25 protein-coding genes and 4 pseudogenes are annotated in these 25,120 nt (G+C 63.1%); 12 read left to right on the top strand and 17 right to left on the bottom strand.

Translation table 11 applies throughout. The features are described from left to right. Positions 1-209, top strand: a 209-nt coding sequence (locus A37A_RS18770) for a zinc ribbon domain-containing protein (RefSeq protein WP_155996580.1), incomplete at its 5' end; no start/stop codon positions are given. Positions 210-267: 58 nt separating this feature from the next. Here the strand turns inward: A37A_RS18770 and A37A_RS15110 are convergent. From A37A_RS15110 to A37A_RS18765, 3 genes and pseudogenes are all read right to left on the bottom strand, one after another. Next, positions 268-1,968, bottom strand: a pseudogene (locus A37A_RS15110) (nickel-dependent hydrogenase large subunit). Beyond that, positions 1,965-3,215: a hydrogenase small subunit gene (locus tag A37A_RS0101575; protein WP_020493854.1), complete on the bottom strand. Its 1,251-nt coding sequence runs from the start codon at positions 3,213-3,215 to the stop codon at positions 1,965-1,967. The pseudogene A37A_RS15110 and the gene A37A_RS0101575 overlap by 4 nt, the downstream one beginning before the upstream one ends. Positions 3,216-3,316: 101 nt before the next feature. Then, positions 3,317-4,489, bottom strand: a pseudogene (locus tag A37A_RS18765) (ISL3 family transposase). 384 nt (positions 4,490-4,873) lie between these two features. Here A37A_RS18765 and hypA point away from each other — a divergent pair. The 7 genes from hypA to hypE are packed head-to-tail and all read left to right on the top strand — an operon-like array spanning position 4,874 to position 11,593. Then, positions 4,874-5,215 carry a hydrogenase maturation nickel metallochaperone HypA gene (gene hypA, locus A37A_RS0101565; protein WP_018289788.1) on the top strand — a complete coding sequence of 114 codons (342 nt, stop codon included), beginning with the start codon at positions 4,874-4,876 and terminating at the stop codon, positions 5,213-5,215. A 38-nt stretch (positions 5,216-5,253) separates the two neighbouring features. After that, positions 5,254-6,033 carry a hydrogenase nickel incorporation protein HypB gene (gene hypB, locus A37A_RS0101560; protein ID WP_018289787.1) on the top strand — a complete coding sequence of 260 codons (780 nt, stop codon included), beginning with the start codon at positions 5,254-5,256 and terminating at the stop codon, positions 6,031-6,033. A 13-nt stretch (positions 6,034-6,046) separates the two neighbouring features. Next, positions 6,047-6,763, top strand: coding sequence for a hypothetical protein (locus tag A37A_RS0101555; RefSeq protein WP_020493853.1), 717 nt, complete (start codon positions 6,047-6,049; stop codon positions 6,761-6,763). Further along, positions 6,764-9,094, top strand: a complete 2,331-nt coding sequence (gene hypF, locus A37A_RS0101550; RefSeq protein ID WP_018289785.1) for a carbamoyltransferase HypF — start codon at positions 6,764-6,766, stop codon at positions 9,092-9,094. Positions 9,095-9,123: 29 nt separating this feature from the next. Next, complete coding sequence (locus A37A_RS0101545; RefSeq protein WP_018289784.1) at positions 9,124-9,429, top strand: HypC/HybG/HupF family hydrogenase formation chaperone; 306 nt, start codon at positions 9,124-9,126, stop codon at positions 9,427-9,429. Continuing rightward, on the top strand, positions 9,426-10,550 hold the full coding sequence (hypD, locus tag A37A_RS0101540; protein ID WP_040887578.1) for a hydrogenase formation protein HypD: 1,125 nt from the start codon (positions 9,426-9,428) through the stop codon (positions 10,548-10,550). The genes A37A_RS0101545 and hypD overlap by 4 nt, the downstream gene beginning before the upstream one ends. Continuing rightward, a complete protein-coding gene (gene hypE / locus A37A_RS0101535; protein WP_020493852.1) occupies positions 10,547-11,593 on the top strand; it encodes a hydrogenase expression/formation protein HypE in 1,047 nt (348 codons plus the stop codon). Before hypD ends, hypE begins: the two co-directional genes overlap by 4 nt. Before the next feature lie 186 nt (positions 11,594-11,779). On the opposite strand, the gene A37A_RS0101530 is transcribed toward hypE, so the two are convergent. The 4 genes from A37A_RS0101530 to A37A_RS0101515 all read right to left on the bottom strand — a co-directional run bounded on the left by A37A_RS0101530 (position 11,780) and on the right by A37A_RS0101515 (position 14,650). Further along, complete coding sequence (locus tag A37A_RS0101530; protein WP_020493851.1) at positions 11,780-12,313, bottom strand: phosphate-starvation-inducible PsiE family protein; 534 nt, start codon at positions 12,311-12,313, stop codon at positions 11,780-11,782. A gap of 262 nt (positions 12,314-12,575) precedes the next feature. After that, positions 12,576-13,538 (bottom strand): DNA-binding domain-containing protein, encoded by a 963-nt coding sequence (locus A37A_RS17915; RefSeq protein WP_196799458.1) that lies wholly within the window; start codon positions 13,536-13,538, stop codon positions 12,576-12,578. Then, positions 13,483-14,331: a DUF692 domain-containing protein gene (locus A37A_RS0101520; protein ID WP_018289779.1), complete on the bottom strand. Its 849-nt coding sequence runs from the start codon at positions 14,329-14,331 to the stop codon at positions 13,483-13,485. Before A37A_RS0101520 ends, A37A_RS17915 begins: the two co-directional genes overlap by 56 nt. 100 nt (positions 14,332-14,431) lie before the next feature. Continuing rightward, positions 14,432-14,650 (bottom strand): hypothetical protein, encoded by a 219-nt coding sequence (locus A37A_RS0101515; protein WP_018289778.1) that lies wholly within the window; start codon positions 14,648-14,650, stop codon positions 14,432-14,434. Positions 14,651-14,809: 159 nt separating this feature from the next. Between A37A_RS0101515 and dtd the strand changes: the two genes are divergently transcribed. Both dtd and A37A_RS18760 read left to right on the top strand, forming a co-directional pair. Beyond that, complete coding sequence (gene dtd / locus A37A_RS0101510; protein WP_020493850.1) at positions 14,810-15,292, top strand: D-aminoacyl-tRNA deacylase; 483 nt, start codon at positions 14,810-14,812, stop codon at positions 15,290-15,292. Positions 15,293-15,340: 48 nt separating this feature from the next. Next, entirely contained in the window at positions 15,341-16,306 is a 966-nt protein-coding gene (locus tag A37A_RS18760) for an NUDIX domain-containing protein (RefSeq protein WP_018289776.1), read from the top strand. A gap of 68 nt (positions 16,307-16,374) precedes the next feature. On the opposite strand, the gene A37A_RS0101495 is transcribed toward A37A_RS18760, so the two are convergent. Continuing rightward, positions 16,375-16,824 carry a DUF5069 domain-containing protein gene (locus A37A_RS0101495; RefSeq protein ID WP_018289775.1) on the bottom strand — a complete coding sequence of 150 codons (450 nt, stop codon included), beginning with the start codon at positions 16,822-16,824 and terminating at the stop codon, positions 16,375-16,377. A gap of 303 nt (positions 16,825-17,127) precedes the next feature. Here A37A_RS0101495 and A37A_RS15085 point away from each other — a divergent pair, with 303 nt between their 5' ends. Then, a complete protein-coding gene (locus A37A_RS15085; RefSeq protein WP_018289773.1) occupies positions 17,128-18,048 on the top strand; it encodes a tetratricopeptide repeat protein in 921 nt (306 codons plus the stop codon). Positions 18,049-18,159: 111 nt separating this feature from the next. On the opposite strand, the gene A37A_RS0101480 is transcribed toward A37A_RS15085, so the two are convergent. Beyond that, entirely contained in the window at positions 18,160-18,318 is a 159-nt protein-coding gene (locus A37A_RS0101480; protein WP_155996404.1) for a hypothetical protein, read from the bottom strand. Between the two features lie 424 nt (positions 18,319-18,742). Here A37A_RS0101480 and A37A_RS18755 point away from each other — a divergent pair, with 424 nt between their 5' ends. Next, the gene (locus tag A37A_RS18755; RefSeq protein ID WP_081616154.1) at positions 18,743-18,958 is read left to right on the top strand and encodes a hypothetical protein; all 216 of its coding nucleotides are present in this window, start codon (positions 18,743-18,745) and stop codon (positions 18,956-18,958) included. A gap of 83 nt (positions 18,959-19,041) precedes the next feature. Here the strand turns inward: A37A_RS18755 and A37A_RS20410 are convergent. From A37A_RS20410 to A37A_RS0101435, 8 genes and pseudogenes are all read right to left on the bottom strand, one after another. Then, a pseudogene (locus tag A37A_RS20410) lies at positions 19,042-19,431 on the bottom strand (hypothetical protein); the annotation flags it as partial. Beyond that, positions 19,389-19,808: a DDE transposase family protein gene (locus A37A_RS21080; protein ID WP_051076230.1), complete on the bottom strand. Its 420-nt coding sequence runs from the start codon at positions 19,806-19,808 to the stop codon at positions 19,389-19,391. The gene A37A_RS21080 and the pseudogene A37A_RS20410, both read right to left, overlap by 43 nt. 97 nt (positions 19,809-19,905) lie before the next feature. Then, positions 19,906-20,067: pseudogene (locus A37A_RS21075) on the bottom strand (hypothetical protein); the annotation flags it as partial. Beyond that, a complete protein-coding gene (locus tag A37A_RS21070; RefSeq protein ID WP_231363720.1) occupies positions 20,061-20,474 on the bottom strand; it encodes a DUF4338 domain-containing protein in 414 nt (137 codons plus the stop codon). The gene A37A_RS21070 and the pseudogene A37A_RS21075, both read right to left, overlap by 7 nt. Before the next feature lie 84 nt (positions 20,475-20,558). Next, a complete protein-coding gene (locus tag A37A_RS21065) occupies positions 20,559-21,767 on the bottom strand; it encodes a hypothetical protein (RefSeq protein ID WP_018289767.1) in 1,209 nt (402 codons plus the stop codon). An 86-nt stretch (positions 21,768-21,853) separates the two neighbouring features. Continuing rightward, positions 21,854-22,492 (bottom strand): NTP transferase domain-containing protein, encoded by a 639-nt coding sequence (locus tag A37A_RS0101445; RefSeq protein ID WP_018289766.1) that lies wholly within the window; start codon positions 22,490-22,492, stop codon positions 21,854-21,856. Positions 22,493-22,504: 12 nt separating this feature from the next. Further along, on the bottom strand, positions 22,505-22,948 hold the full coding sequence (locus A37A_RS0101440) for a (2Fe-2S)-binding protein (protein ID WP_018289765.1): 444 nt from the start codon (positions 22,946-22,948) through the stop codon (positions 22,505-22,507). A gap of 20 nt (positions 22,949-22,968) precedes the next feature. Next, a complete protein-coding gene (locus A37A_RS0101435) occupies positions 22,969-25,062 on the bottom strand; it encodes a xanthine dehydrogenase family protein molybdopterin-binding subunit (RefSeq protein ID WP_018289764.1) in 2,094 nt (697 codons plus the stop codon). Between the last annotated feature and the right edge of the window lie 58 nt (positions 25,063-25,120).

The raw sequence follows: 25,120 nt of genomic DNA, 5'->3' as shown, positions 1-25,120 counted from the left end.
GCCAAACCTGCTCGTCTTGTAAACAATTGGGCAGACGCACGAAGCATCGTTTCGCGTGTCCTCACTGTGGTCTCCGGGCGCACAGCGACTTGAACGCGAGTCGGAATCTTGCCCGGATTGGCGGAACGATGGTTCCGCCAAGGGCGGCCGTAAGCACGCCTAATGTTGGAGGTGCGGATGTTGGCAACCATGTCTGCGCTTCACGATAAAGCCTGCGACTTCAGTCGCGCGTTGTTTACCGAACGTTTCTCCGCTACGACCTCCGATCTAGAGCACCCGGTAGGTACCCAAGTCTCTCCCGCGGAAGTCGACGATGTGGACCGAGCAGGCGAGGCAGGGATCGAAGCTGTGAATGGTCCGGAGGATCTTCAAGGGCTGTTCGGCATTGGCCAGGCGGGTGCCGATCAGGGCCTCCTCGTAGGCTCCCCGCCGGCCTTTGCGGTCGCGGGGAGAAGCATTCCACGTGGTAGGGACGACCGCCTGGTAGTTTTCGATCTTTCCATCCCGGATCTTGACCCAGTGGCCGAGCGCTCCTCGCGGGGCCTCGGATAAGCCGCAGCCTTGCGCGTCCCGGGAGACTTTGGCGAAATCGAAGGGTGTCCAGGTCGAGAGGTCCCCGGTCGCCGTATTCTTGGCGGGCTCCTGCGCCCAACCGGTCATTGCCTCCGCGATGAGGTCGGTTTCGATCGCCCGCGCCGCCGTCCGACCGAGGGTGCTGAAGAGAGCGGTGGCGGGCAGTCCTCCGCGCCGGAGCGTCCCATCGAGCGCTTCCCGGATCCGGGCGTCGCCTCGCGCATAGCCGACCAGGAGGCGAGCCAGGGGACCGGTTTCCACCCGGTGGTCATCATAGGTGGGAGCCTTGATCCAGCTATACTTGCCGTCGCTATCGAGATAGGCGATTTCCCCTTCCTTCCGCAGGCCCGTGAAGGCGGGATCGGTCACGCCCGCGTAGGGATGGAGGCTGTCTTGGCCGCGGTACCAAGAGTGGAGAACGTCCTCCGTGACCTTCGACGGCTCGAAGTCGTAGACCTTCGACAGACCTCCTGCCAAGACCATCCCGCTCGGGAAGAGGGTCTTTCCTCGCCCGGGGCCTTCGTTGTCCATGTCGAAGAAACCGTAGGCCAGATAAGACTTGAGGCCCGATCCGATGCCGGCAAGGCCCTCCTCGCGGTAGGCATGAGCGGCCATGAGAATGTCCGGGAGGTAGGCTTGGCGGATAAAACGGTGCTGTTCCTCGAGCAGGGTCTGGAAGAGGGAGATCCGGCTGGGATTCTCGATGTCCTGAACGCAAGTCACCCCTCCTACGACGATCGACTGCGGGTGGGGGTTCTTTCCCCCGAAGATCGCCATCATCTTGGCCGCACCCCGCTGCAGCGCCAAGGCATCGAGATAGTGGGAGACGGCGATGAGATTTTCCTCGGGGGAGAAGCGGTAGCTCGGGTTTCCCCAGTAACCGCCCGCGAAGATTCCCAGGCGGCCCTGCGCGGCAAAGCCGTTCAGCCGCTCCTGGACTTTCTAGAAATGCTCGACGCTCACGTTCCAGGGCGTGTCGGTAAACTGATAGGCCACGTCGACCGCTTTGCGCGGATCGGCCTTGAGCGCCGAGATCACGTCGACCCAGTCGAGCGCATGGAGGTGGTAAAAGTGGACCGGATGGTCGTGGAGGTAGAGAGAACCCGCAATCAGGTTCCGGACGAGCCGGGCGTTGTTGGGAACGCGGACTCCGAAGGCGTCTTCGACCGCTCGGATGCTGGTCCAGTAGTGGACCCCGGTGCAGACTCCGCAGATTCGCATCGCCAAGAGCCCGGCATCCCGCGGATCGCGGCCCTTGAGGATCGTCTCGATCCCCCGGAACATCGTTCCGGAGGCATAGGCGTCCTGGACCATGTTGGTCTCATCGAGCACCGCTTCGATGCGGAGATGGCCTTCGATGCGGGTGATGGGGTCGACGACGTTGCGCCTGCTCATGACTTCTCCTTGGGAGGCGCAGCGGACGGAGCCTCCTCCGACTTCTTTCCATACTTGGCGCTCAGGAAGGCATGGATCGCGATGCCGGCTCCGGCTGCGGTCAGCAGGCCGACGCCAAGGATGTCGACGCTTCTCTCGATCCCGAGGTCGAAGAGGCCGGGGACGGGAATGTTGGCGCCCGCCATCGGCCGCTCGTAGGCATACTTGTCCCAGAAACCAGGCTCGGAGCAGCCGATGCATCCCCGTCCGACCCCGATCGGCCAGTTGGTCCCATCGTTGTAACGGATGATCGAGCAGTTGTTGAAAGTCATTGGACCCTTGCAGCCCATTTTGTAGAGACAGAAGTTGTTTCGTGCCCCGTCGTCTCCCCAGCGTTCGACATATTCGCCGGCGTCAAAATGGGCGCGACGCTCGCAGTTGTCGTGAATGCGGTAGCCGAAGGCGAACTTCGGCCGGAGCAGGCAATCGAGCTCGGGGAGCGTTCCCGTCAGGACGAAGTGGAGGACGACTCCGATCAGGTTGGCGGGGTTCATCTGGCAGGCGGGAATGTTGACGATCGGCTTTCCCTTGACGATATCCCAGACGCCCATCGCCTTAGTTGGATTCGGAGAGGCGGCGGGGATGCCGCCGTAGGAGGCGCAGCTCCCCACGGCGATGACGGCCAGGGCGTCGCGGGAGAGGCGCTTGAGATTCTCCAGAAAGCTCTCCGCGCGCGGCCCGTTGAAGCAGAAGCCCTCCTCCGTCGGAATGGAGCCTTCGACGATCAGGATATACTTCCCCCGGAAGCTCTCGACGGCATCCTTGAGCTGGGCTTCGGCTTGAAAACCCGACGGCGCCATCAGCGTCTCCTGGTACTCGAGAGAGATCACCTCGAGGAGCAGTTCGTCGATCGTCGGGCCGTCCGCGCGCAGGATGGCTTCCGAGTTGCCAGCGCAATCCTGGTATTCGACCCAGATAACGGGCACCCGGTTCATGACCGCCGCCGCTCGGGCGACGAGCTTCTCGAAGCTTGCGGGGAGGAAGAGAAGGGCGGTCGTCGCCGAAGCCCACTTGAGGAAGGATCGTCGGCTCATGCCCCGATCCCGAAGGAGGGAAGGAAGGTTGACCTGGTTGAGCGGTTTGGAAGCTTCGAGCTCTCGGAGCCTCCGCTCGCAGCGGAGGCGGAGCGCTTCGTATTCCTGGAGGGTTCGGGCCGCGATTCCCTGGGATGACGAAGAAGCGACTTTCCCCTTTCCGATGATTCTCATGGAGAACCCTCCCTGACCGCGATTCCTCACATCGTATGGCTGTTATGACAAGGAAGGCAATCGAAAACAGGGAAAAATGCCTCTTCGCTGTTTTTCGTGGGTTATGAGGTTACGATGGGAAGATCCAACCTCAGCTTTCCGGCTTTGAGGAAAGCGGCGATCCGCAAGTAGCGGAAGCTTCGGAACCCTCTGGCCATCCTTTTGGCGAGCTGGATGAGGCCGTTGATCGCCTCGATGAGACCATTGGTCACCCGGCTCTGGAGGAAAGCAAGGACGCCGTCCAGGTGCTTTTTGAACGTCTTGGAAAGATTTCGGAAGGGAGCGAGCCGACTGCGGTCGGCCCACTGGAGCCATCAGCGAAGCTCTTGGGGATCCTCCTGGGCGAGGATCTCTTGTAGAGCCTCACGTAGCCCAATGGCTCTTCCCAGTCGGGGGTAGGCGGCGCAAAGGGAAGCGCGCAGACTCTTCTGCTCCCTGCTTCGCGTCCATTCGTTGCCTCGCAGCGCCCAGAGGCTTCCCTTCGGCAGCAGCCCCTGACGCACGAACTCCTTGCGTACTTGGTCGACCGCCTCCCCCGCCATCTGCATGAGGTGAAAGCGGTCAAAGACGATGTCCGCCTTGCGGAAGTGCTCCTTGGCTCCGGCAATATAGGAGGGGCTCATGTCCATGCAGATCAGCCCGATCTGCTCGGGATCCGCTCCGTGCTCCCGCATCTCCTTGGCAAATGCCTCCAAGGTCTCCTTTCCTTTGCCCTCCACCAGGAAGAGGAGCTTCCGGCTCTCCGCGTCGGTCACCGCGGTCACGTAGCGGTGACCCCGCTTCCTGCTGGTCTCGTCGACCAGGATCCGCTTCACCCCGCTCCAATCCTCCTTCCGATAGGCCTTTTCCACGTAGTGCTCCAAGATTCTCCACAGCCGGGTGTCCTGCTCCTTGAGCATCTCGGCCACCTGGGAAACCGGCATCTCCTGGGAAAGCATCCGGATGACCGCCTCCATCATCAGGGTAAACCCGCTCCCCGCACTGGCCCAGGGAACTTCCGCCAACCGCACTCCGTGCTCCGGACAGTCCACCCGTGGAACCCGCGCCACCAGCTCGGTCTTGTACTGCTAGAAGTTCATGTGCCTCCACCGCTTCTCCACCGTGTCATGCGCAGGAGAAGGGCGCCCGCATTCCGGACAGGGGAACCGATGGCCCTCGCGAAAATCAATCCAGATCTTCAAGGTGTGATCCACCGGAGACAGTTCGCTTCGAGTCACCTTCCATTCCGGACCCAACTATAAGGCCATCGCAAAAAGCTTGTTCGCATCCATGCCCGAAGAATCGGAAAACGAGGCGAGCTTGGCAATCCGCCGTCAAGGAGGATCGACGAAGTCGAAGTGTCCTTGACGGCAATTCGCCCGGACACAAAATCCGTCGAAGACGGATGGCAAGAACACCGTTTCTTGCCATCCCTCAATGGCAAATCTGCCTCCTCCGCCCATTCCATTCAGCGAAGAGCCGGAAAAATCTGTCGCCGACGAAGCGGGCGCACCCCCCCTGAGGAGGCCAGGAGAGAGTCGCCGCTTTTTGTGCTGACGCGAACGCCAAACGGAGAGAAGATGTGCTGACATTTGTCAGTCTAGTGGCAGCGGTGGAAATGGGGCAGGGACCGGAAGCGGATGCACGAGCTTTCCCTCTGTCGAACCCTGGTCGGGATCCTGGAAACGCAGGCCGGGCGTCACCATTATCGGAGGGTCCGCCGGGTGGAGCTTCGGGTCGGGCCGCAGGCGATGGTCGAGCCGGGAGCGATGGTGTTTTCGTTTGGCGTCGCCTCTCGCGGAACCTTGGCCGAAGGGGCTGTCCTTGAAATCCGGCCGGTGCCGGCGAGAGTCGTCTGCCTCGATTGCACGCAGGAGGGCGAGGCGGAGAAGCTCGCGGAAGCTTGTCCCGTCTGCGGGAGTTATCGGTTACTGTGGGAAGAGGATGCCGGGCTCCGCCTCGGCGAGATAGAAGTCGATTAGCCAGAGCCGTTTCGCGGCAAGAAGAAGGAGAAAAGCCAATGTGCGCGACCTGCGGGTGCGGGGGAGAAGAAGGGGCCAAGCATGAGCATCATCCTCATGCTTGGCAGCATCGCCATGGGACGGAGGGAGGGCGGGTCATCGATCTGGAGGCCGATCTCCTGGAGGCCAACGCCGCCTTTGCCCGGCGCAACCGGGAGATCTTTCGCCGAAGCGGCGTCCTTGCCGTAAACATCATTTCCAGCCCTGGGTCGGGAAAGACGACGCTGCTGGTGCGTACCCTTGAGGCGCTTCGGGACCGGATCCCGATGGCGGTCATCGAAGGAGACCAGCAGAGCGAGCTCGATGCCGAGCGGATCCGAGCCACGGGCGTTCCCGCCCTCCAGATCCAGACGGGAAAGAGCTGTCATCTCGATGCCCATGCGGTGGCTCACGCGCTCGAGGAGCTGCCGGCTCCCGAGCAAGGGATCCTCTGGATCGAGAATGTCGGGAATCTCATCTGCCCCGCGCTCTTCGACTTGGGGGAGGGGAAGCGGGTGGTGATCCTTTCGGTGACCGAAGGAGAGGACAAGCCGCGAAAATATCCGGAGGCCTTTCACGGAGCCGATCTCCTTCTCCTCTCGAAGGCAGATCTTTTGCCCTACGTCGATTTTTCCGTGGAGCAGTGCGCCGACTTTGCCCACCGGCTCCGCCCCGGCCTCGAGCCGCTCCTGCTCTCGGCGAAGACAGGGAAGGGCATGGAGGAGTGGCTCCGCTGGGTGGAGGAGGGGTGGCTTCGCGCCAAGGCCTCCTACCGGCCGGAAAAGCCGGTCGTCGCATAGAAGGGGGGCAGAGGTGCTGGTAGACCCTTTGCTTGTCGCCGCCGTGGGAGCGGGGATTGCCGCCGGGATCGTCCATGCCCTGACCGGCCTCGACCATCTCGCCGCGATCGCCCCGTTGACGATCGAGAGGCGTACGGACGCCTGGCGAGTCGGACTCTCCTGGGGCCTGGGGCACAGCGGGGGCGTCTGGCTCCTGAGCCTGCTCGTTTTTTGGCTGTGGGGCGCCTTGCCGACTGCGCTGCTTTCTTATTGGGGAGAGCGGCTGGTGGGGGGCGTCCTGGTGGCCATCGGTCTCTGGTGCTGCCTGCGTGCTCTCTCCCGCCAGATCCATGTCCACCGGCATTGCCATGACGGGGTTAGCCACGCCCACCTTCATCTCCATCTCCACCGGTCCGGCGCACACTCCTCTTCCCTTCACGAGGCGGCGGAGGACCACCGCCATCCCCATGCCCCGCTCTGGATCGGGCTCCTCCACGGCGTCGCAGGCAGCCATCATCTCCTGGCGGCCCTTCCGGTGCTCGCTCTCCCGAGCCGGGTAGCGGCGGGCGGATACCTCGGCGGCTTCGGCCTGGGGGCGATTCTCGGGATGGCGCTCTTTTCCTGGATCCTGGGAAGAGTCGCGCTGCTGCCTGCGGCGGGAGGGAACCGGAGCTTTCTGGCCATTCGCCTGGCGACGGGGAGCGTCGCGATCGGGATTGGGGTCTTCTGGCTCTGGACGGGGGGGATTTGAATGACCCACCGAAAGGCGGCTTGGCAAATCCGTCTCGAAGGGAAAGTCCAGGGGGTGGGCTTCCGGCCTTTTGTCTACCGGCTGGCGCGCGGGGCGGGTCTGGTCGGCTGGGTGAGCAACGGCCTCGATGGGATTCATATCCGGGTGCAGGGCGAAGTCGAGGCGCTCGAGCGATTTTCGGCCGCGCTGCTTCGGGATCACCCCTCCATCGCCTCGGTGACGCATGCAGAGATCGAGGAAGCGCCGCTGGGGACCGATTCGAGCTTCGTGGTCCGGGAGAGCAGCCGAGAGGGGAAGGCGACGGTCTTGCTGCTTCCCGATCTGGACCTCTGCAAAAGCTGCCGGCGCGAGATCACCGATCCCCGGAATCGGCGCTTCCAGTATCCGTTCATCACCTGCACCGATTGCGGGCCGCGCTACTCGATCATCCAAGGGCTTCCCTACGACCGGGAGCGGACCACGATGGCGCCCTTTGCGATGTGCCCGGAGTGCGCCCGTGAATATCGAGATCCCGCCGACCGTCGCTTCTATTCCCAGACCAACTCTTGTCCCGCCTGCGGAGTGAGGGCCGACCTGCTCGATCCTCGGGGATTGCAGCTGGCCTCGGGAGGCGAGGCGCTCGATGCGGCGGCGAAGCGGATCGCGCAGGGGGAGATCGTCGCCTTGAAGGGAATCGGCGGATACCTGCTTTTGGTGGACGCAGCGAATGAGAAGGCCGTAGGCGAGCTGCGCCGGAGGAAGCATCGGCCGATCAAGCCCTTTGCGCTCCTCTTTGCCGATCTCGATGCGATTCGGCGAGAGGCCTGCGTCGGTCCCGAGGAGGAGCGATGGCTCGGCCGACGCGAGAAACCGATCGTGATCCTGAATCGAAAAGAAGGACCAACCCGGATTGCTTCGGGGGTGGCCCCCGAAGAGGACACCCTGGGGATCATGCTTCCCTCCGCTCCCCTGCCGGCCCTTCTGCTCGACCGGCTGGCGGGTCCGGTGGTGGCGACCAGCGCGAATCTGTCGGAGTCGCCCATCCTGGCCACTGAGGAGGAGATTCTCGGGGAGTTGCGGGAAGGGGTCGATGCGGTGCTCAGCCACAACCGGGAGATCGAGAGCCGCTTGGACGATTCGGTGGTCCGACTCTCCCCTTTTTTCGGGCAGCCCATTCTTTTGCGCCGCGCTCGCGGCTTTGCCCCCCTCTACCTCGCCAAGGGCTTCGAGCTCGACCGGGAGGCGGCCATCCTGGCCATGGGGGCGCAGCAGAAGGCGACGATCACGCTGGCGCATCAGGGGAAGATCTATCTCTCCCAATCCCTGGGGGATCTGGAGGGCTGGGAGGCCCAGGAGAATTTCCGCCGCCTGCTCGCCCATTTCCGCCGCCTGCTCTCCTTTGTGCCGCGGCAGATCGTCGTCGACCTGCATCCGCAGTATACCTCGACCGAGGAGGGCAGGGCGCTAGCAAGAGAGATCGCGCTGGAGGCCGAGGAGGTTCAGCACCAGAAGGCCCATTTCTGGTCTCTCCTGGCCGAGCACTCCCTTTTCTGGGAGCGGGAGCCGGTGCTCGGCGTGATTTGGGATGGGACTGGCCTGGGGGAGGATGAAGCAATCTGGGGAGGGGAGTTCTTTCTCTGGCGGGAAGGACGGATGGAGCGGGTGGCGCATCTCGACTATTTCCCTCTCCTCCTGGGCGAAAAGGCGATCCGGGAGCCGCGCCTCTCCGCTTTGAGCCTCTGGCACTCCTCGGAGACCTTGCGGGCGCGGCTCGAGGCGAAGCTCCGGCCGACCGAGCGGCCGATTTTCCGGGCGCTGCTTGCGCGAGGGGGTGCTCCCAGGACCTCGAGCATCGGACGGCTTTTTGACGGGCTCGCGAGCCTTCTCGGTCTTTCCGATCGCGTCTCCTTCGAAGGGGAGGCGGCACGCCGGCTCGAAAGGATGGCGCTGCGCACCGCTCGGACTCTCGGTGGGATCGACAAGCTGCGAAACCAAGAGCCCTACCCCTTGCTGCCTCCTTCCTCGGACGGGGTGGTGCGCCTGGACGATCTGCGAGAAGAAGTCGCCCGCGATCTGGTCCGCGGCGCCCCTCCGGGGGAGATCGCCCTGCGCTTCCATCTTTCCCTCGCCCACCTTGCGGGCCGAGTCGCGGCGTGGGCGGGTGCGCGGCATCTGGCGCTCGGCGGCGGGGTCTTTCAAAACGGACTCCTGGTCGACCTCGTGGAGGCTTTGTGGGGAGAGCGGCTTTCGGTCTATATTTCCCATGACCTTTCCCCCAATGATGAGAGTATTTCCTTCGGCCAGATGGTGGCCTCCGCCTGGCGGAGCGGAAACCTGAGGAATGCGGGTTAGGAGACTCTTCGAAAGGGAGGTGTTCGGCGATGTGCTTGGCGATTCCTGGAGAATTGAAAGAGGTCTACACGCCCTTTCCCGGCGGCTTCCGGATGGGGAAGGCGAGCTTCGGTGGGGTGGTCAAGGAGGTGAACCTGGAGCTGCTGCCGGAGGCCCAGACAGGCGATTTCGTCCTGGTCCATGTGGGGTTGGCCATTGCCCGCGTGGACGCCGACGAGGCGGAGAAGACCTTCGCCCTGCTGAGGGAGATGGGGGCGCTCGAGGAGATCGGGGCTGAGGCCGCTCCTCCGGAAGCCCGGGAAAGGCCTCCGGCAGCAGAGAGGAGGTTTCCCTGAAGCTTCTCACCGAATACCGTGATCCCGAACTGGTTCGCACGATCTTGGCCAGGATCGGCAGGCGGCTCACACGGTCTTGGCGGATCATGGAGGTTTGCGGCGGGCAGACGCATAACCTGGTCAAGTATGGGATCCTCTCCCTTCTTCCCAAGGCGATCCACTTGATCCATGGACCGGGTTGCCCGGTCTGCGTCACCTCCCTCCAGCGGATCGATCAGGCGGTGGAGCTCGCCGAGCGGGGAGTCATCCTCTGTTCCTATGGGGATATGTTGCGGGTTCCCGGCTCTCGGAAGAGCCTTTTGGAAGCCAAGGCGGGTGGGGCCGACGTGCGGATGTTCTACTCGCCGCTCGAGGCGCTTCGCATCGCACGGGAGAACCCCAGACGCGAGGTCGTCTTCTTTGCGGTGGGCTTCGAGACGACCGCCCCCGCCAACGGGCTGGCGGTCGCGCACGCGGCGCGGGAGGGGGTGACGAACTTTTCTCTCCTCTCGGCCCATGTGCGGGTTCCGCCCGCGATGGAGGCTCTGCTGGCGGATCCCGAGTGCCGGATCGACGGCTTCCTGGCGGCGGGCCACGTCTGCACGGTGATGGGCTACGAGGAATATGAGCCGCTGGCCGCGCGCCACGGGCTTCCGATCGTGGTCACCGGTTTTGAGCCTCTGGATCTGCTCCAGGGGATCCTTCAACTGGTTGGACTTCTGGAAGAGGGAAGGGCGGCGGTCGAGAACGCCTACGGGCGGGTGGTCCGGAGGGAAGGGAACCCCCAGGCTCGGGCCCTTCTCGCGAAGATCTTCGCGAAGGTCGATCGGGAATGGAGGGGCATGGGAACGATTCCGGGGAGCGGGCTCGATCTGCGGCCCGAGTGGAGGGAGTTCGATGCGAGCCGGAAGTTTGTCCTCGATTCGGGGGAGAGCCGGGAAGGGAGTGGATGCCAGGCCGGCCGGATCCTCAAAGGAGTTCTCAAGCCGCCCCAGTGCCCCCTGTTCGGCAAGGAGTGCACTCCGAGCACGCCCCAAGGGGCCCCCATGGTCTCCTCCGAGGGCGCCTGCGCCGCTTACTTCCATTTCTGGGCGGGTGCGGTCGACGACGCCCCGGCGGAGCCCACCGCAGCCCATCCATGAACCCTGTCCCCACCGCGATGGCCTGTCCTCTGCCGAAGCTCGACTTCTCCGAAATCCAGCTGGGCCATGGGAGCGGAGGGATCCTGATGCAAAGGCTCCTCGAGCCCCTCTTCGGGCTCTTTGCCAACCCGGCGCTCTCCGAGCGCCACGACGGGGCGGTGGTGAGCACCGGAGGGCGCATCGCGATCACGACCGACAGCTTCGTCGTGTCGCCGATCTTCTTCCCGGGCGGAGATATCGGACGGCTGGCGGTCCACGGGACGGTGAACGATCTGGCGATGTGCGGCGCCTATCCGCGCTATCTCGCACTCGGCCTGATCCTGGAGGAGGGGCTGCCCGTCCTCGAGCTCTGGAAGGTGCTCTGCTCGGTCCGCGAGGCGGCCGATCGGTGCTCGGTGGCGATCGTGACCGGAGACACCAAGGTCGTCGAGCGGGGCAAGGGCGACCGGGTCTTTCTCCATGCGAGCGGGGTGGGGGATCTCCATCCGCAGGCCGCCGTCTCGGCCCGGCTGATCAGCCCGGGGGACCAGATCCTCCTCAATGGGCCCGTGGGCGCCCATGGCATCGCGATCCTCTCCGTTCGAGAAGGATTCGCCTTCGAATCGAGCATCGAAAGCGACACCGCCCCCCTCCATCGATCCGTGGTTCGCCTGCTCGACCGGTTCGGGACCCGGGTCCACTTTCTTCGGGATGCGACGCGAGGCGGATTGGCCACCGTGCTGGCGGAGGCCGCCCAGCAGGGATCCAAAGGGATCGAGGTCGACGAGGCGCGCATCCCCGTGGACGAAGAGGTCGGCTCGGCCTGCGAGATCCTCGGCTTGGACCCCCTCTACGTGGCAAACGAGGGCCGGTTCGTCGCCATCGTGGCTCCGGAAATCGCGGAAGAGGCCCTCGCCGAGCTTAGGCATAGCGGTTGGCCCAAGGCCGCTGCCATTGGTGCCGTGGGCGAAGAGCACCCGGGCAAGGTGCTCCTCCGGAGTGCGATTGGCGGCAAGCGCCCGCTTCCTCTACTCCCCGGTGAGCAGCTCCCCCGAATCTGTTAGCCTGCCGCTCTCCCAAGCGTTCTCCTGCGGCTTGGGAAATGGACCCGTGGACCCGTCTGCTTCGTTGGGACTTGCTTTTCCCTCCTTGCAGTATTTCGTCATACCGCTTCGGGGGAAAATCTGCGCCCGCCTTGCATCCAGGACCATTCGCCGCGCCTCGGATATGAACTTTGTGAGACAGGCAGGCTAAGCCGGTGGCGATTGGACCTCCTCCGGTTCCTTCCCCCCGATCCCGGGGAGTCGCTGCTTCGAGGGTGTCCCGGGAATCGGAGGGGACAAGAGGGCGACGGTTCGTCCCAGGACGAGGACGACGACTGCGACACTCCAGATCAGGACATTGATGCCGGAGATCTTCTCATCGAAGAGCGAGAGCATCAGCTCCCGCAGGACGAAGGCTGCCGCTGCTTCCAAGAGGACATGAAGCCGGATCCGGTCGAACTGGAAGTATTCGACGAAGGCGCGCAACAGCTCGAGAAGCACGACGAGGGAAAGAGTTCTGCCGACCAGATCTCGAAAACTCCATCCCTTGCCCGATCCGATCAGGGTGGGAGCGAGCTCCCAAAGGCTCCGGGCGATTTCGACCCCGAGGCCAAGGAGCAACAGGAGAATGATGAGATTGAACGCCGCGGCGACCGCAATGCGAAAGAAGCGGAGAAGGGCCTTTTGCACGAGCCCCTGTTCCCATTCCCAACGCGGCAAGGACGACTCGGGAGGCTTCATCGGGGTTGATCCGCCGCACCGGCGGCCGACCGGCTCTTCCGAGAGCACCAAAGCAGACGAGGCCCCGGAGGTCAAGAACTGTAGCCAGCCTATCTCACGAGCGTTCTCCTGCGGCTTGCGAAATGGGCCCGGCCGCTTCGTTGGCGCTTGGTTTACCCTCCTTGTAGGTTGTCGTCGTACTGCTCCGGGGGAAAACGGCGCCCCGCCCTGCATCCAGGCCCATCCGCCGCGCCTCGGGTAGGAACGTTGTGAGACAGGCAGGTTAGGAAGCCGCCGATCGAGAGCGGGAACGAGGCTGGGTCGTCAACCAGCCAAGGGAGGCCCACTCGCGGAACCATTCTCCGTAGCGGCCTGGAGGCAGATCGGGAAACTTCTCGGCCGTCTGGTTGCAGGCTTGGAGAAGGGAAGATCCCTTGGAGAAGGAACGGAGGAGGAAGAAGGCTTCGCGCGGAAGGATTTTGTGGTAGACGGTCTGGCCCTGTCGATGGAGGACGATTCGGCGTCGCTCGGGAGAGACTCGAGATTCTCCGCTTTTCGGTGGACCGGGATGCGCCGCCGATGCGCTCTCGGCTGGCGCGGAAGGCAAGCGGGTCTCTAGCGTCCAGCGCTCGACAGGGTAGTGGAGGTCGAGAAGAACAAGGTGAGGCTGGAGGAAAAGCCGGGTCTCCGGAGTCGTCCTCTCCTTTCGGGGGAGCGGATGTTCCGAGGCGTAAAAGGCGACGATCCTGGCCCATTCGAACCGGGCGAGGTCGAGAACGAGCCGGCGCGGGTGGGGAGCCGCCCAATCCCGCTCTTCCCGGAGGAAGCGGGGGAGCCGGGAGCCTAGCTCCCGGAGCATCGGCGAGGTGGGAGGATAGCGGAGGAGATAGGCTTCGAGGAGCCCGGAAAAGCGCTCGGACCCCAGAAGGCTTTCCAGGCCCGGAAAGTCTTCGGAAAGGGCCTCCCGGAGACGGAGCCAGTATTGGCGATGGTAGATCTCGAGCCGATCGAAGGGGCTCTGCCTTGCGGAGGGCCGGATCAGCTGCTCCGCCAAGGCGGCCATCCCCTCTCCCGGATTGCCCTTGGTCTTTCTCCCGTCTTCCGGGACGGGCGGCCGGGTGATGCAGGAGTAGAAAAGGCGCTGGAGCTCGCGCAGGGTTTCGACGGTATCCGCCTTGGGCAAACCTGCCTCAGGGATGGGTCGAGGCGAGCTGGACAAGGAAGCGATTAGCTTTTTGCGCTTCACGATGGACTTCTTCAAAAGGCGGAATCCGATCATCCCACTCGAGGAGGGTGGGGGTGGCCCCAAGCTTGCCGATGGCGTAGCCGTAAAGCTGCCAGACCGGATCGGCGACCGGTTGGTCGTGGGTGTCGAGGATGTGGGTGGCGAACCGGCTGTGGCCCCCGATGTGGATCTGGGAGACGCGAGCGTGCGGAATCTGGTCGAGGTAAGCGTAGGGGTCAAAGCCGTGGTTCTCGCTCACAATGTAGACGTTGTTTATATCCAGCAAGATCCCGCAATCCGCCTGTTCCGCGACTTCCGAAAGGAACTCCCATTCGGTCATGGTGGAGGCTGTCCACTCCGCGTAACTGCTGATGTTTTCTACGGAGACCGGAACTTCGAGAAAATCCGCAGCCTGCCGGATCTTCGCGGCGGTATGGCGGGCGGCGGCCATCGTAAAGGGCATGGGAAGCAGGTCGTGGCTAAACCGCCCGTCGGCGCTCCCCCAGCAGAGGTGGTCGGATAGCCAGGGCGACCCCGTGCGGCGAACCAGCGCCTTGAGCTTTCGAAGGTGGCTGCGATCGAGCGGCTCGGCGGAGCCGAAGTAGAGGCCGACACCGTGAAGGACGACCCGATACTGTTGGAGGACTCGGTCGAGAACTTCCCGCTGCCTGCCCCCGTCGGCTAGGAAGCTTTCCGAAAGGAGTTCGAACCAGTCGACCACTGGCTTCTTGCGCAGGATCTGGTCGTAGTGGGGAACGCGGAGCCCGACGCCGATGCCGTATTCGGAGGAGGCGTTAAATCGGTTGCTGGGCATGGGCGCAAGAAAGGGGTGGTCCCTGCAAAAAAGGAAGGCAGGTGAGTTGCCCCGCCTGCCTTCGAGCAAACGAATTGCGAGAAATAGGCAAAAGGAGACCTTACTGCTGCGCGCCCGACTCTCCCTCTTTGCTCTTTTTCTTCTTTTTCTTCTCTTTCTTTCCGCTGCACTGGCTGCAGCTTCCCTTTTCGGATGCCATCTTGGCATGGGGGCTTCCGGACTCTGCGGTGAGATCCGCTCCGCTGGCACGAAGAGCCGATCCCGCCAGCAGGCCGGCAAAGGCGGCGGCTGTCAGCAGAGCAACGCTACGATGCTTCATCTTGTTTTCCTCCTTGGATGAGTTGGCGGCGCAACGGCTCCCGACCTACGCTTAGGCCGTGGCCGGTTGAGCCTTTTACCCTCGTTTACGTTCGAAGCGGATTGCTGGCAAGTTAATTTCCTGGAATCCTTGCCGGGAAGAGGGCGGGAGAGCAAGGAGATGATTGCGTTGATTCAACGGGTGCGGGAAGCCCGTGTCTCGGTAGGGGGTCACCCCGTCGCTGAGATCGGGATGGGGCTTCTCGGCCTCGTCGCCGTCGAGCGGGGAGACCGAGAGTCGACGGCGGGAAACCTCCTTGAACGCATGCTCGGCTACCGGATTTTCCCGGACGAAGTCGGGCGGATGGGCCGTTCCCTTCGCGACATCGGCGGAGGACTTCTCCTGGTGCCTCAGTTTACCTTGGCGGCCGATACGAGAACGGGAAGTCGCCCGAGTTTTTCCCCGGCTGCCGCTCCAGAGGTAGGGAAGGCGCTCTTCCTTTACCTGGTTCAAAGGGCTCGGGAACGACACGAAACGGTTGCCAGCGGAGTTTTTGGTGCCGACATGGACGTTGCCCTCGTCAATGCAGGCCCGGTGACTTTTTGGCTTCGCACGGGCCCGGAACCGTCCGCTTCCGAACAGCGCCCGGACGAGCCAAGCTAAACGACGAATCGGGTTGCCCTTCGTGACGGACTCGCCGAAGATCGCTTTGTGAGCGTCCAGGTCTACGGGTGCAACCATGTCGCGATCGAGGTAGGCAGCCGGGAAGAGGCGATCGCTTTCTATCAGGATGTCTTCGGGCTTCGGCTGCTCGATCAAGGGGAAGGAGACGCCTTCTTCGCGCTCGGCGAGCACCAGTTTCTGGCCCTCTTCGTGGTTCCCGAGGTCCGGCCGGACCGGCGACGTCACTTCGGCATCATGGTCCGAGACGAAGAGCAGCTGGCGCAGGTCCGGGAGAAGATTACGCGGAAATATGGCCTTGCCCTCATTCCCGGCTTTCGCTGCGATTTTCGAGACCCTTGGGGGAACCAGATCCAAGTGGTCGATCTCCATGACGAGTCGCTCGTCTGGCTCTTGCCCTACCGAGAGGTGCAGAAGGCCGGGATTATTTTTCGAGGCGAGGAGGACCGTGTCGCACCTCAGGGCGGGCGTCCCGCCTCCCCGGATCTCCGGCCGGAGATCGCCCGCTTTGCCCTGACCGCCGACGTGGTCGTCCTCGGGCTTCGCGAGGAAGAGATCTCCGTGCTCCTGATCGAGCGGAAGACGCCGCCCTATGTCGGGAGCTGGGCCTTGCCCGGCGGCTTCGTCGAGGCGGGGGAGGAGCCGCTGAGAGCGGCGGCCCGGGAACTCGCGGAGGAGACGGAAGTGGCGGGGATCCCTCTGTGGGAAGTCGCCGTCTTCGGGAGATCCGGGCGCGATCCCCGCGGGCCCGTCGTCAGCATCGTCCACGTCGCCTGGGTGGACCCGGCTCTGGTCGATGCCGCTGCCGGAAGCGATGCCTCTGCGGTGCGCTGGTTCCCGGTTGTCGACCTGCCTTCGCTCGCCTTCGATCATCGCGAGATGATCCTGGCGGCCTGCCGGTTCCTCGGGGAGAAGTTGGCTTCCCCCCAATTCGGGGTTGTGTCGGGCGCGGATCGGGATCTCCTGCGCCGGCTGCTCGTTCGGTTAGCCGGCTAGTGTGGGCGTTCGGCCGCCGCCGGAAAGGCGGCTCGAGATTCGAGCGGACGATGGAGAGCTGGAAGGGCTCAAGCTCTTCCGCCGAAGGAGACGTGGTCGTCGAGATCGAGAAGATCGAACCAGCTGACGATGTCTTCCCGGGCGGGGGCGAGCTTGGCGAGATTTTCGGCAAAGACCTGGTGCGATTCGGCGTCCCCGGGAGAACGAGCCTCCATATAGGCAGACCAGCCGAGGATTTCCAACGGTTCGCGACGCCTAGGGGCGGTTTCGAGGATCCAAGCCAGCATTTCGCTGTCGCTCTTCCCCTTTGCCAACTCACCGAGGAGGGCATCGGCGGAAAGGCCCGTGAAGGAAAACCAGCGCTGGTCGAGAGGGCAGTTGTACCGATACTCCCCGGCCTTTCCGGCCAGGTGCGCGCGTCCTTTGTCGAGCAGCCGCGGCAGGCAGACGAAACCTCCGAGACGGACCCTTGGGCTTCGCGGAGGCCGTTGAGTCAAGTCGAAGGAAAAGAGTGCCATGACCGTCGGCGAATATGGGAGTCCTTTCCTTATGCCGGAGCGTGCCGAATTGCGACAATCTTTTTGGTGGGCCGAAGGAGAACGGCGAGCCCCGATTTCGATTCCAGGCTCTATCCCGGAAGATCAGTTCTTCCATCCCGGAGAGTTGCGCTTATTCCTTTGGCAAAAGTCTTGCTTCCGGCCATATTTCGATTCGACGAACTACACAATCTCGTGATGTAATTGCAGAGGGGAAAAGTTCCATCAGGTATTCCGATGAAAGCTTCGTGCCAGGATATCCCGGGTATTGCCGTATCCTCGCTCATGGGCCAAAGACCGGGCCGGCGGGAACGGGCGATCGGTGTTTCGATGCTGACGGTGCTCGGGGCAGGGCTCTGGCTGCTGCCTCATTCGGCCTGTGCAGGAACGTTGGGCGATGGGACCACGGCTTTCCCTCGTTCGCCGATCGTGGAGGAGAGAGCCGTTGCGGAGGGGTTCGGGGTTCGTGACCTCGCCATCCAGTTGGCGGAGTACTCGGCGAGCCAATTTCAGAAATCGGATATCGAACGGGGCGGTACAAAAGCGGCCGATGAACGCGAACTCCCCTACTTCGAGCAGGCGATTTCCCTGGAAAACGCCAGGGGGTGGAACCGGCTCCTCGATCTGTCCGTAAAGTGGACCGGGGCCTATCCGAACGAGGGAGCGCCGTGGTTCTTCCTCGGGCTTGCCTACGAGAATCTTGCCGAGTACGACAAGGCCATTGACGCCTATCGGGCAGCCATCCAGAGAAGGCAGGACTTTTCGAAGGCATGGTGCAATCTGGGAACCTGCTATGCCTATCTTGGACGATACTCGGATGCGCTCAATGCCTTCCAGACGGCGGTGCAGCAAAAGGATGACTTTGGCCGAGCATGGTCGGACCTAGGCGGGACCTATGTGCAGCTCGGACGCTATTCGGAAGCGGTCACCGCTTTAGAAAAAGCCACCCAGCTTCGCCCCGACCTTCCGGAAGCGTGGGGTAACCTCGGTAGCGCCTATGCGGAATTGAAGAATTACGACAAGGCAATCTCGGCGACGAAGGAGGCCCTGCGCCTCAAGCCGGATTATGGAGAGGCCTGGTGCAATCTGGCCATCTTGTACAAGGAGACAGGCCGCAAGAACGAGATGGCCAAAGCCTGCCAGAAGGTTCGAGAGATCGATCCGAAGCTAGAGAAGGATCTCTCCAGCAAGCTCGCGACGCCCTGATTTTCCTCTTTGGTCGGAAACTGGCAACGGGGATGGAGGTCTACAAGGCGGTAAAGCCCTGACTCCAGGTGACTTGCGGTGGGGAAAGGATTCCGCAGTCAGCCGACTTCTTTAACGTCCTTTCTCCGATGGTTCCCCTTTTCCATAAACCGCCTCCTTCAAGCTCTGGATGCGAACCTTCCCTTTCGCAACCTCAGGCTTCCCCTCCACCTTTTCGGCGCCCATCACTGGGAGGATCGTCACCCGATAGCCTTTCGATGTCTTTACCAACGTTTCCGTTCTCCCTGCAGGCACGGACTGAAGGAGGAAAAGCAGAGCGAGCGAAAGCAGCCCAACACTCCCCAAGCGCATTGCTCTCATTGGTCTTGCTCCGCAATTGGTAAACGGTGGAACCTTCCCTCGTCGTTTAGGCGTGACTGGATCGAGTATGCACCTCACGTCTCCTGTGCAACAACAAAATTGATTCTTAAAACAGTGGACGCCACCAAACGCCGAAATCGGACATTCTCCTCCTCTTCTTTGAGGGAGGGAACGAACCCAGGCGGGCCCCCGGGCTTTCCAGATCTGCCTCAGGGGAGTCGCTCCTTGAGCTTGACAGTTGGATGAGGCTTCGATAAGAATCCGTTAACCAACGCGCCCATGTTTGGGTCGCATCTGAAATCATACTAAGGAATAGGAGTAACAGGAGGTATCTATGGCCGATACGATTGCGGAACATCACGAGCAAGCCGCCATGCACCATGAGCATGCTGCGATCCATCATAAGAAGGCGGCGGAGCACCATCGCAAAGGTGAGCACGCGGAGTCGGGGCATCATGCGCATATCGCCCACGGACATGCCCAGCATGCCGAGCATCACGCGGAGTTGGCCGCAAAGGAAGAGGCGACGATGCACGACAAGGAGCCCTGAGCAGGCGCTCCGAAGATTCCGGAAATCCTTCCCGGATGGGGCCGGCACGGGCTTGCTCGCAGGGGCTTTTGTTTTGGAGTTCCTGCGGCGGCAAGGATGGCCAGACATTGTTTAGGGGTGGAGCAGAATCGTTCGCGGAACTGCGGGAGGGAATGTTCGCCGAGGCGTTCGGAGAGGAGCGAGAGGAGGGCGTTACGGATGAGCGCCAAGTTGGCCAGCAGGTTGGGCTGGCGAGAGCGGGAACGGTCTTCGCCCATCAGGACATCGCGTCGCCAATGATTGCGGATTTCGGCTCCGCCCCAATGTCCTCGGATCAAGTCCAACCATTCTTGGGGCGAATACTGATCCGGTGGCGCGCTGGAGAGGTAGTAACGGGACTCGGTGGTGGTGAGGCCGCTCTTTTTCTTCGTTCGCTGGCTGCGCACCACGATCAGGGCGCGGGCAAAGGGGAAGTCGGCGGCCAGGGGCTCGATGGGGAAGGCATGGAGCCCTCGGGTTTCGACCCGGCCATGACCGGTTTGGTTGTCGGCAAAAAGGGGGTGTCGGGCAAGGCGTCCAAGGCTTGAGCCTCTTGGAGCAAGCGACGCTGATTTCCCTTGATCCCGAACAGGTAATCGCCCCCTTTTTCGACGATGAGACGGGCCTGGCGCCGCTGACAATGCAATGGGTCGGCCGTGATGATTTTGCCATCCAGGGCCGGCAGCTTTTCCAGCAGCGCCACCGCCGCGCTTTGTTCGCAACGGGGCGTGTCCTGCTTTTGGTCGTGGACCGCCACCGCTTGCGGGGCGCCGTCCTCCTGTTGGGCCAAGGTCAGGAGGCCAATGTGGTGACGAATCATTTTGCCGTCCATGGCCAGCCGCCTGCGGCAGCAGGCCGCCCTGCCCTTGCAACCAGTCGGTGAGCCTGGAAGCGAAGGCTTCGGGATCCATGCGGGTGAGCACCTGGTAGAAGACACTGTGGCCGGGAACCGGATGGAAGCCTCCGGTGCCCTTCTTGAGCGGCAAGCCCAGCCGACGGCGTTGGGGCTGGGTCAGACTGGTGGCAAAACGGGCGATCTCAGCGATCTCCCGCCGCCCGGCCAAAAGCGCCATCGCGATCAAGGTCAACACCGGATCCGACCGGATAGTGGGCGTTCTCTTCTTCTTGCGCGGATCGGGCCGCTTTCCCAAAAGACCTCCAGCAACGATTCGACGTGTGTTGGGCGTTGACCGGCAGCGTGCCCGAGGGCCTCGCGCTCAAACCCGGCGCGGCACTCTTCGGGTAATTGGGCCGCCCGTAAGGTTTTGCCGCGCCTTGCGCCGAAAGAGGACGCAGCCAGAGCCGCGTTGGGCCGGTCATTGGGCAGGTAAAAATCGGCCCCGATGGCGGCTGTAGCCGCGCTGCTGTAGCCGACCGCCTCCCAGTTGCTCGCCTTGTAGCAGGTCCCCCGCATAGGCCTCCGGATCGGTGAAGCGCTCTCGGCCAAAAGCGGAGTGTAGCCAAAACGATCCCGCCACTGCCCCGGCAACGCCCGCAAGGCGCTCCCCCCAAAGCTTGGGAGGCCAGATTGGGCGCCTCGCCCCTTGGGAGTAAGCCAGCAGAAAACGCCGATTTTGTACGATCAACTTGAGCCGCTCCACCCCGCTGTACGGCGCTCCATCCAATCCACCGATCCCGATCCTTGAGCGCGTAGCAGGCCGGCCCCCAAACCAGCAGCGCCACCGCCTGCCCATCTTGGGCAATGACCTGGCGTAAATAGTCGCCTACCGATCGCCCCGCCCCCAGATAGTGGCGCTCCTTCAACTGCCCATCGAACCATTCGATTTCTTCGGGAGAACTGGCAATCGAAACTTCCAGTCCGCAATCCCTTGCCCCATCGGCTCTTAAATGGAAAAGCTGTTTCATCGAGCCTATGGCATCGAAAAAGTCGCCTCATGTCTAGCCTTTCTTTCCCTCCCTGACACGGAATCACTTGCTCGTTCATAAAAAAAGGCCCTGCCCAAAAGGCGGGGAACTCCTTCCCCGGACGTGGCGAACGACTCTTTTTTCGCGGCGGGGGCTGGCGCGGATGGGGCGTCTCCTTAGGATGCTTAGGCTGCGGCGGAGGCGAAGGCCGTTCGTTCCGCCTAGACAAAGGAGCCATCTTGGGGAGAGTGGGATCGAGCCGATGCGCCTCGGCGTCGAATTGGGCCGCCCGGGCTGCATCGCCCTCGATGCGGTAAACGAGTGCGTTGTTGAGCAGCAGAATGGCTAAGAACTTCCTCTGCTGCTCGACGATCTTGCCCGCCCCTCGTCCCGCCTGGATGTACGCCAGGGTCGAATTGAAGGTCGTATCGGTCTGCGCCTGGCTCAGCGCGGCCCGCTGGATGCCGATCGCCCGGGAGATCGTCTTGTGAGCCTCCGCATATCTTTTCTGGAGCGTGTAGACGACTCCGAGGTTGTTGTAGGGGACCGCCACGCGGAAGGCGAAGCCCAACATCGATGACGCCGACTGGAGCCTCTTGGTGGGATCGATCTCCGCGCCTGCTTGAAGAGAGGTGGCGATTCTCAGCTCCCGATCCGCAGCCGCTTCGGCCTCGGACAGGTGGCCGGCGATGATCCGCTCCGCGACTGCTTTTCCTTCCCCGGCAGGACCGAAGAGGATCTGAGGAGCCGCGAGGAGAGGAACCGCTTTCTGCTTGCCTTCCTCCGGATGGGCGGCGGGAAGGAGCCGGGTCTCGGCCAGCAGGAAGAGGACGAGAAGCAAAGCCGAGTTGCGTGGGCCGACGCGAAGGCCAGAGCGCCAACGTGCCAGAGCACCGGGCGAAGACTCCTGGAACCGGGACGCCACCGGAAATCTCGGTTGACCTTAGAGGCTAACGCTTCCCGTTCGAAGGAGACAAGAGGAATTCCCTTTCTGGGCATCGTCCCTTCGGGTCACTTCCTTTTCCCCGCGAAAGGGGCCCGCAGAACTTCCCGCTGGAACTCTTCCGGGGTGTCGAGATCGACGAGGACCCCGTCATCCTCAATCGGAACTTCCCTTACGAAGAGGCCAAGCTTTGCCAGCAGGGCGCTTCCTCCTCGGTCCCCGCTGAGAGCCGCGAGGGCCGCAAAGTGGCGCCGGCTCCAAACCACGGGGTTCCCCCGCCGTCCACGATAAGTCGGGATCAGGATTCCGGCCTCCTCATTCGAGGCAAAGGCGTTCGAGAGGCGATGCAGATGGCTCGCGTCCACCCTGGGCATATCGGCCAGCAGGATCACCGTTCCCCGGCAGTCGTCCGGCAGCGCCGCAATTCCGGCGCGGATCGAAGAGGCGATTCCCGTTTCCCACTTCGGGTTCGGCAAGCAGATCCCTGCGAGGTCGGCCACCGCCGCCGCCGCTTCGTTCCCGCGATATCCGACTACGACGACGATCGGAAAGAGCTCGGCCTCGCGCGCCGACTGCACGGCGCGGCGGATCATCGCTTCCCCACGGATGGGCAGCAGGGGCTTATGAGCGGGCCGCATGCGCACCGATCCTCCCGCAGCCAGCACGATGGCCGCAATCCTCGTGGTCTTCTCCGCTCCTGGTGGCATGCGAAGATGGTCTCAGGTGGCCGCTTCCGCCACCTCGCGAATCGCCCGGAGGATCCGGGGATAGGTTCCGCACCGGCAGAGATTGCCGTTCATCGACGCGACGATCTCATCGACTTCGGGATGGGGATGGGCGGAGAGCAGGGCGGCCGCCTGCATGATCTGGCCGGGCTGACAGTAGCCGCACTGCGGCACCTGGTGTCGGATCCAGGTTCGCTTGACCGGGTGATCTTCCGGCAACCCTTCGATCGTCGTGATCTTTCCCCCGACGGCCCCGAGCGGCACCTGGCAGGAACGCACCGCCTTCCCGTTGATGTGGACCGTGCAGGCGCCGCACGCTCCGATCCCGCAGCCGAACTTGGTGCCGGTCAGATGCAGAACTTCCCGGAGAACCCAAACCAATTTGAGCTCCTCCGGCGCGTTCACCGAGTAGCTCTTTTCGTTGATGACGAGATTCATGGGGTTTTTCGACCGTTCAGCTACAACGCTAAGGGAAGGCTCTCCGCCCGTCGTCCGGTCGCGGCGAAGAGCGCGTTGGCCAAGGCGGGAGCGGCGGGTGGAGTTCCCGGCTCCCCGACCCCTCCCAACTCCTTCTGCCCTTGGATCAGGAAGACATCGATGTCCTTGGGAATTTCCCCCATCCGCAGGATCGGATACTTATCGAAATTATTCGAGACGATCCTCCCCTCTTCGATGAGCACCCGTTCCTTGAGCGCCGCGGAGAGACCCATCAAGATCCCCGACTCCATCTGCGCTTTGACCGTGTTGGGGTTGACGACCGGGCCGCAGTCGACGGCACAGACGACCCGATGCAGGACGAGCCCCTTCGGGTCGACCGAGATCTCGATGCATTGGGCGACATGCGATCCGAAGCAGCGGTGATAGGCGAAGCCCATCTGCCTCCCTGTCTTGGTCCGACCCCAGCAGGCCTTCTCGGCCGCGGCCTCCACGACCCGCTTGGCGTCGGGATCGGAGAGAAGGGAGAGCCGGTAGTTGACCGGGTCCTTCCCGGCCAGTCTGGCCAACTCGTCCACGAAGGTTTCGACCGTGAAGGCGTTGTGCGTCGATCCTACCGACCTCCAGAACCAGACGGGAACCGAAAAGTCCTTCCGGATCCATTCCACCCGGAGATTGGGGACTGCGTAGGGCAGGTTGACCAACCCTTCGACCGCCGCCGGATCGATCCCGTTCTTCATCCGCGCGGGAAAAGCCGAGGCGAAGATGGAAGGAACCGCAATCCGATGGATCCAGGCCGCCGGCATCCCGCGATCGTCGAGGACCGCTTGAACCCGGGTTGCGTTCGCCGGTCGGTAGCGGCCGGCAGCAAAGTCTTCCTCCCGCGAATAGATCACCTTGACCGGACGGTTGGCGGCCTTCGAGGCCTCGACTGCGTCGATGACGAAATCGAGGGCCGACCGTCTTCCGAATCCCCCTCCGAGATATTGGGTGTGGACCTCGACGCTCGACTCGGGAAGACCGCAAATTTGGGCGGCTGCCTTCACCGAGCCCGTTTGGAACTGCGTCCCGGTCCAGACATCGCACCTTCCGTTTCTCACCCAGGCCGTGGCGTTCATCGGCTCCAGGGTCCCGTGAGCCAGGAAGGGGAGCTTGTAGGACCGTTCGAGCTTTCGCGCTCCCGAGTTCCAGATCTCCCTTGGGCGTCCGTCTTCGCGCGCTACAATCCCTTCGGTTTGCAGGACCTCGACCAGAGCCGTTTCGGCCGAGGCGCTGCTGAGCTTGTCATCTCCCCCTTGCCAGTCGACTCGGAGAGCCTCCCTGCCTCCAAAGGCCGCATCAATGGTTTCGGCGAAGACCGCGACCCCTTGGGAGAGGCTTTGTACGGCGATCACTCCAGGGATGGCCTTGGCGGCGCGCTCGTCGACCGCTTTCGGCTTTGCCCCAAAGCGGGGCGGGCGGACGAAAAAGGCGTAGACGAGCCCGGGAAGGGAGACATCGATCCCGAATTTGGCTTTTCCGGCGACCTTTTCCGGAATGTCGAGCCGCTCGACCGGAGTGCCGATGTAGACGAACTCCTTGGGATCCTTGAGGGCCGGCCGCGCCGGGGGCCGCTCCTTCCGGGCGTAGCGCACGATCTCTCCAAAAGAAGCCGCATGGCCTTTGCCCTCGATTCTCCCGTCGCGGCACCGGATCTCGGCGGCGGGTTCCTTCCAGAGCTTGGCTGCCGCGGCGATCATCATTTCCCGAGCGCCGGCTCCGGCCGTCCGCAAAAAGCCATACATGTGCCGGATGCTCGTGCTTCCGCCGGTGAGCAGGATCCCCCCCGACTCGGGGTCTCCGTAGCCGGGGAGAGCCGGTGCCGGCCGAACCTCGACCTGACTAAGCGAGGCCCCCAGCTCATCGGCAAGAATCATCGGGAACGACGTATAGATCCCTTGGCCCATTTCCGACTTGTTGACCCAACAGATGACGCGGTCCTCCGGCGTGATCGTCAGCCAGAGATTGGGTTCGAAGTCCCTTCGCCGATCCGCGGCGCGGAGCGCGATGGCACCCAATGGGGTGAGCCCGATCGCCACGGTGAGTCCGCAGCCTTTGAGAAATTCCCTTCGGTTCATGGGCCTTGCTTCCGCTGGCGGGCCTGCGGAAGGCCGAATGGCCGGCTTCCCCGAGGCT

It is taken from the genome of Verrucomicrobium sp. 3C (assembly GCF_000379365.1).
Taxonomy (GTDB): Bacteria; Verrucomicrobiota; Verrucomicrobiia; order Methylacidiphilales; family Methylacidiphilaceae; genus Methylacidimicrobium.
This window is presented reverse-complemented; position numbering and strand designations above follow the sequence as displayed.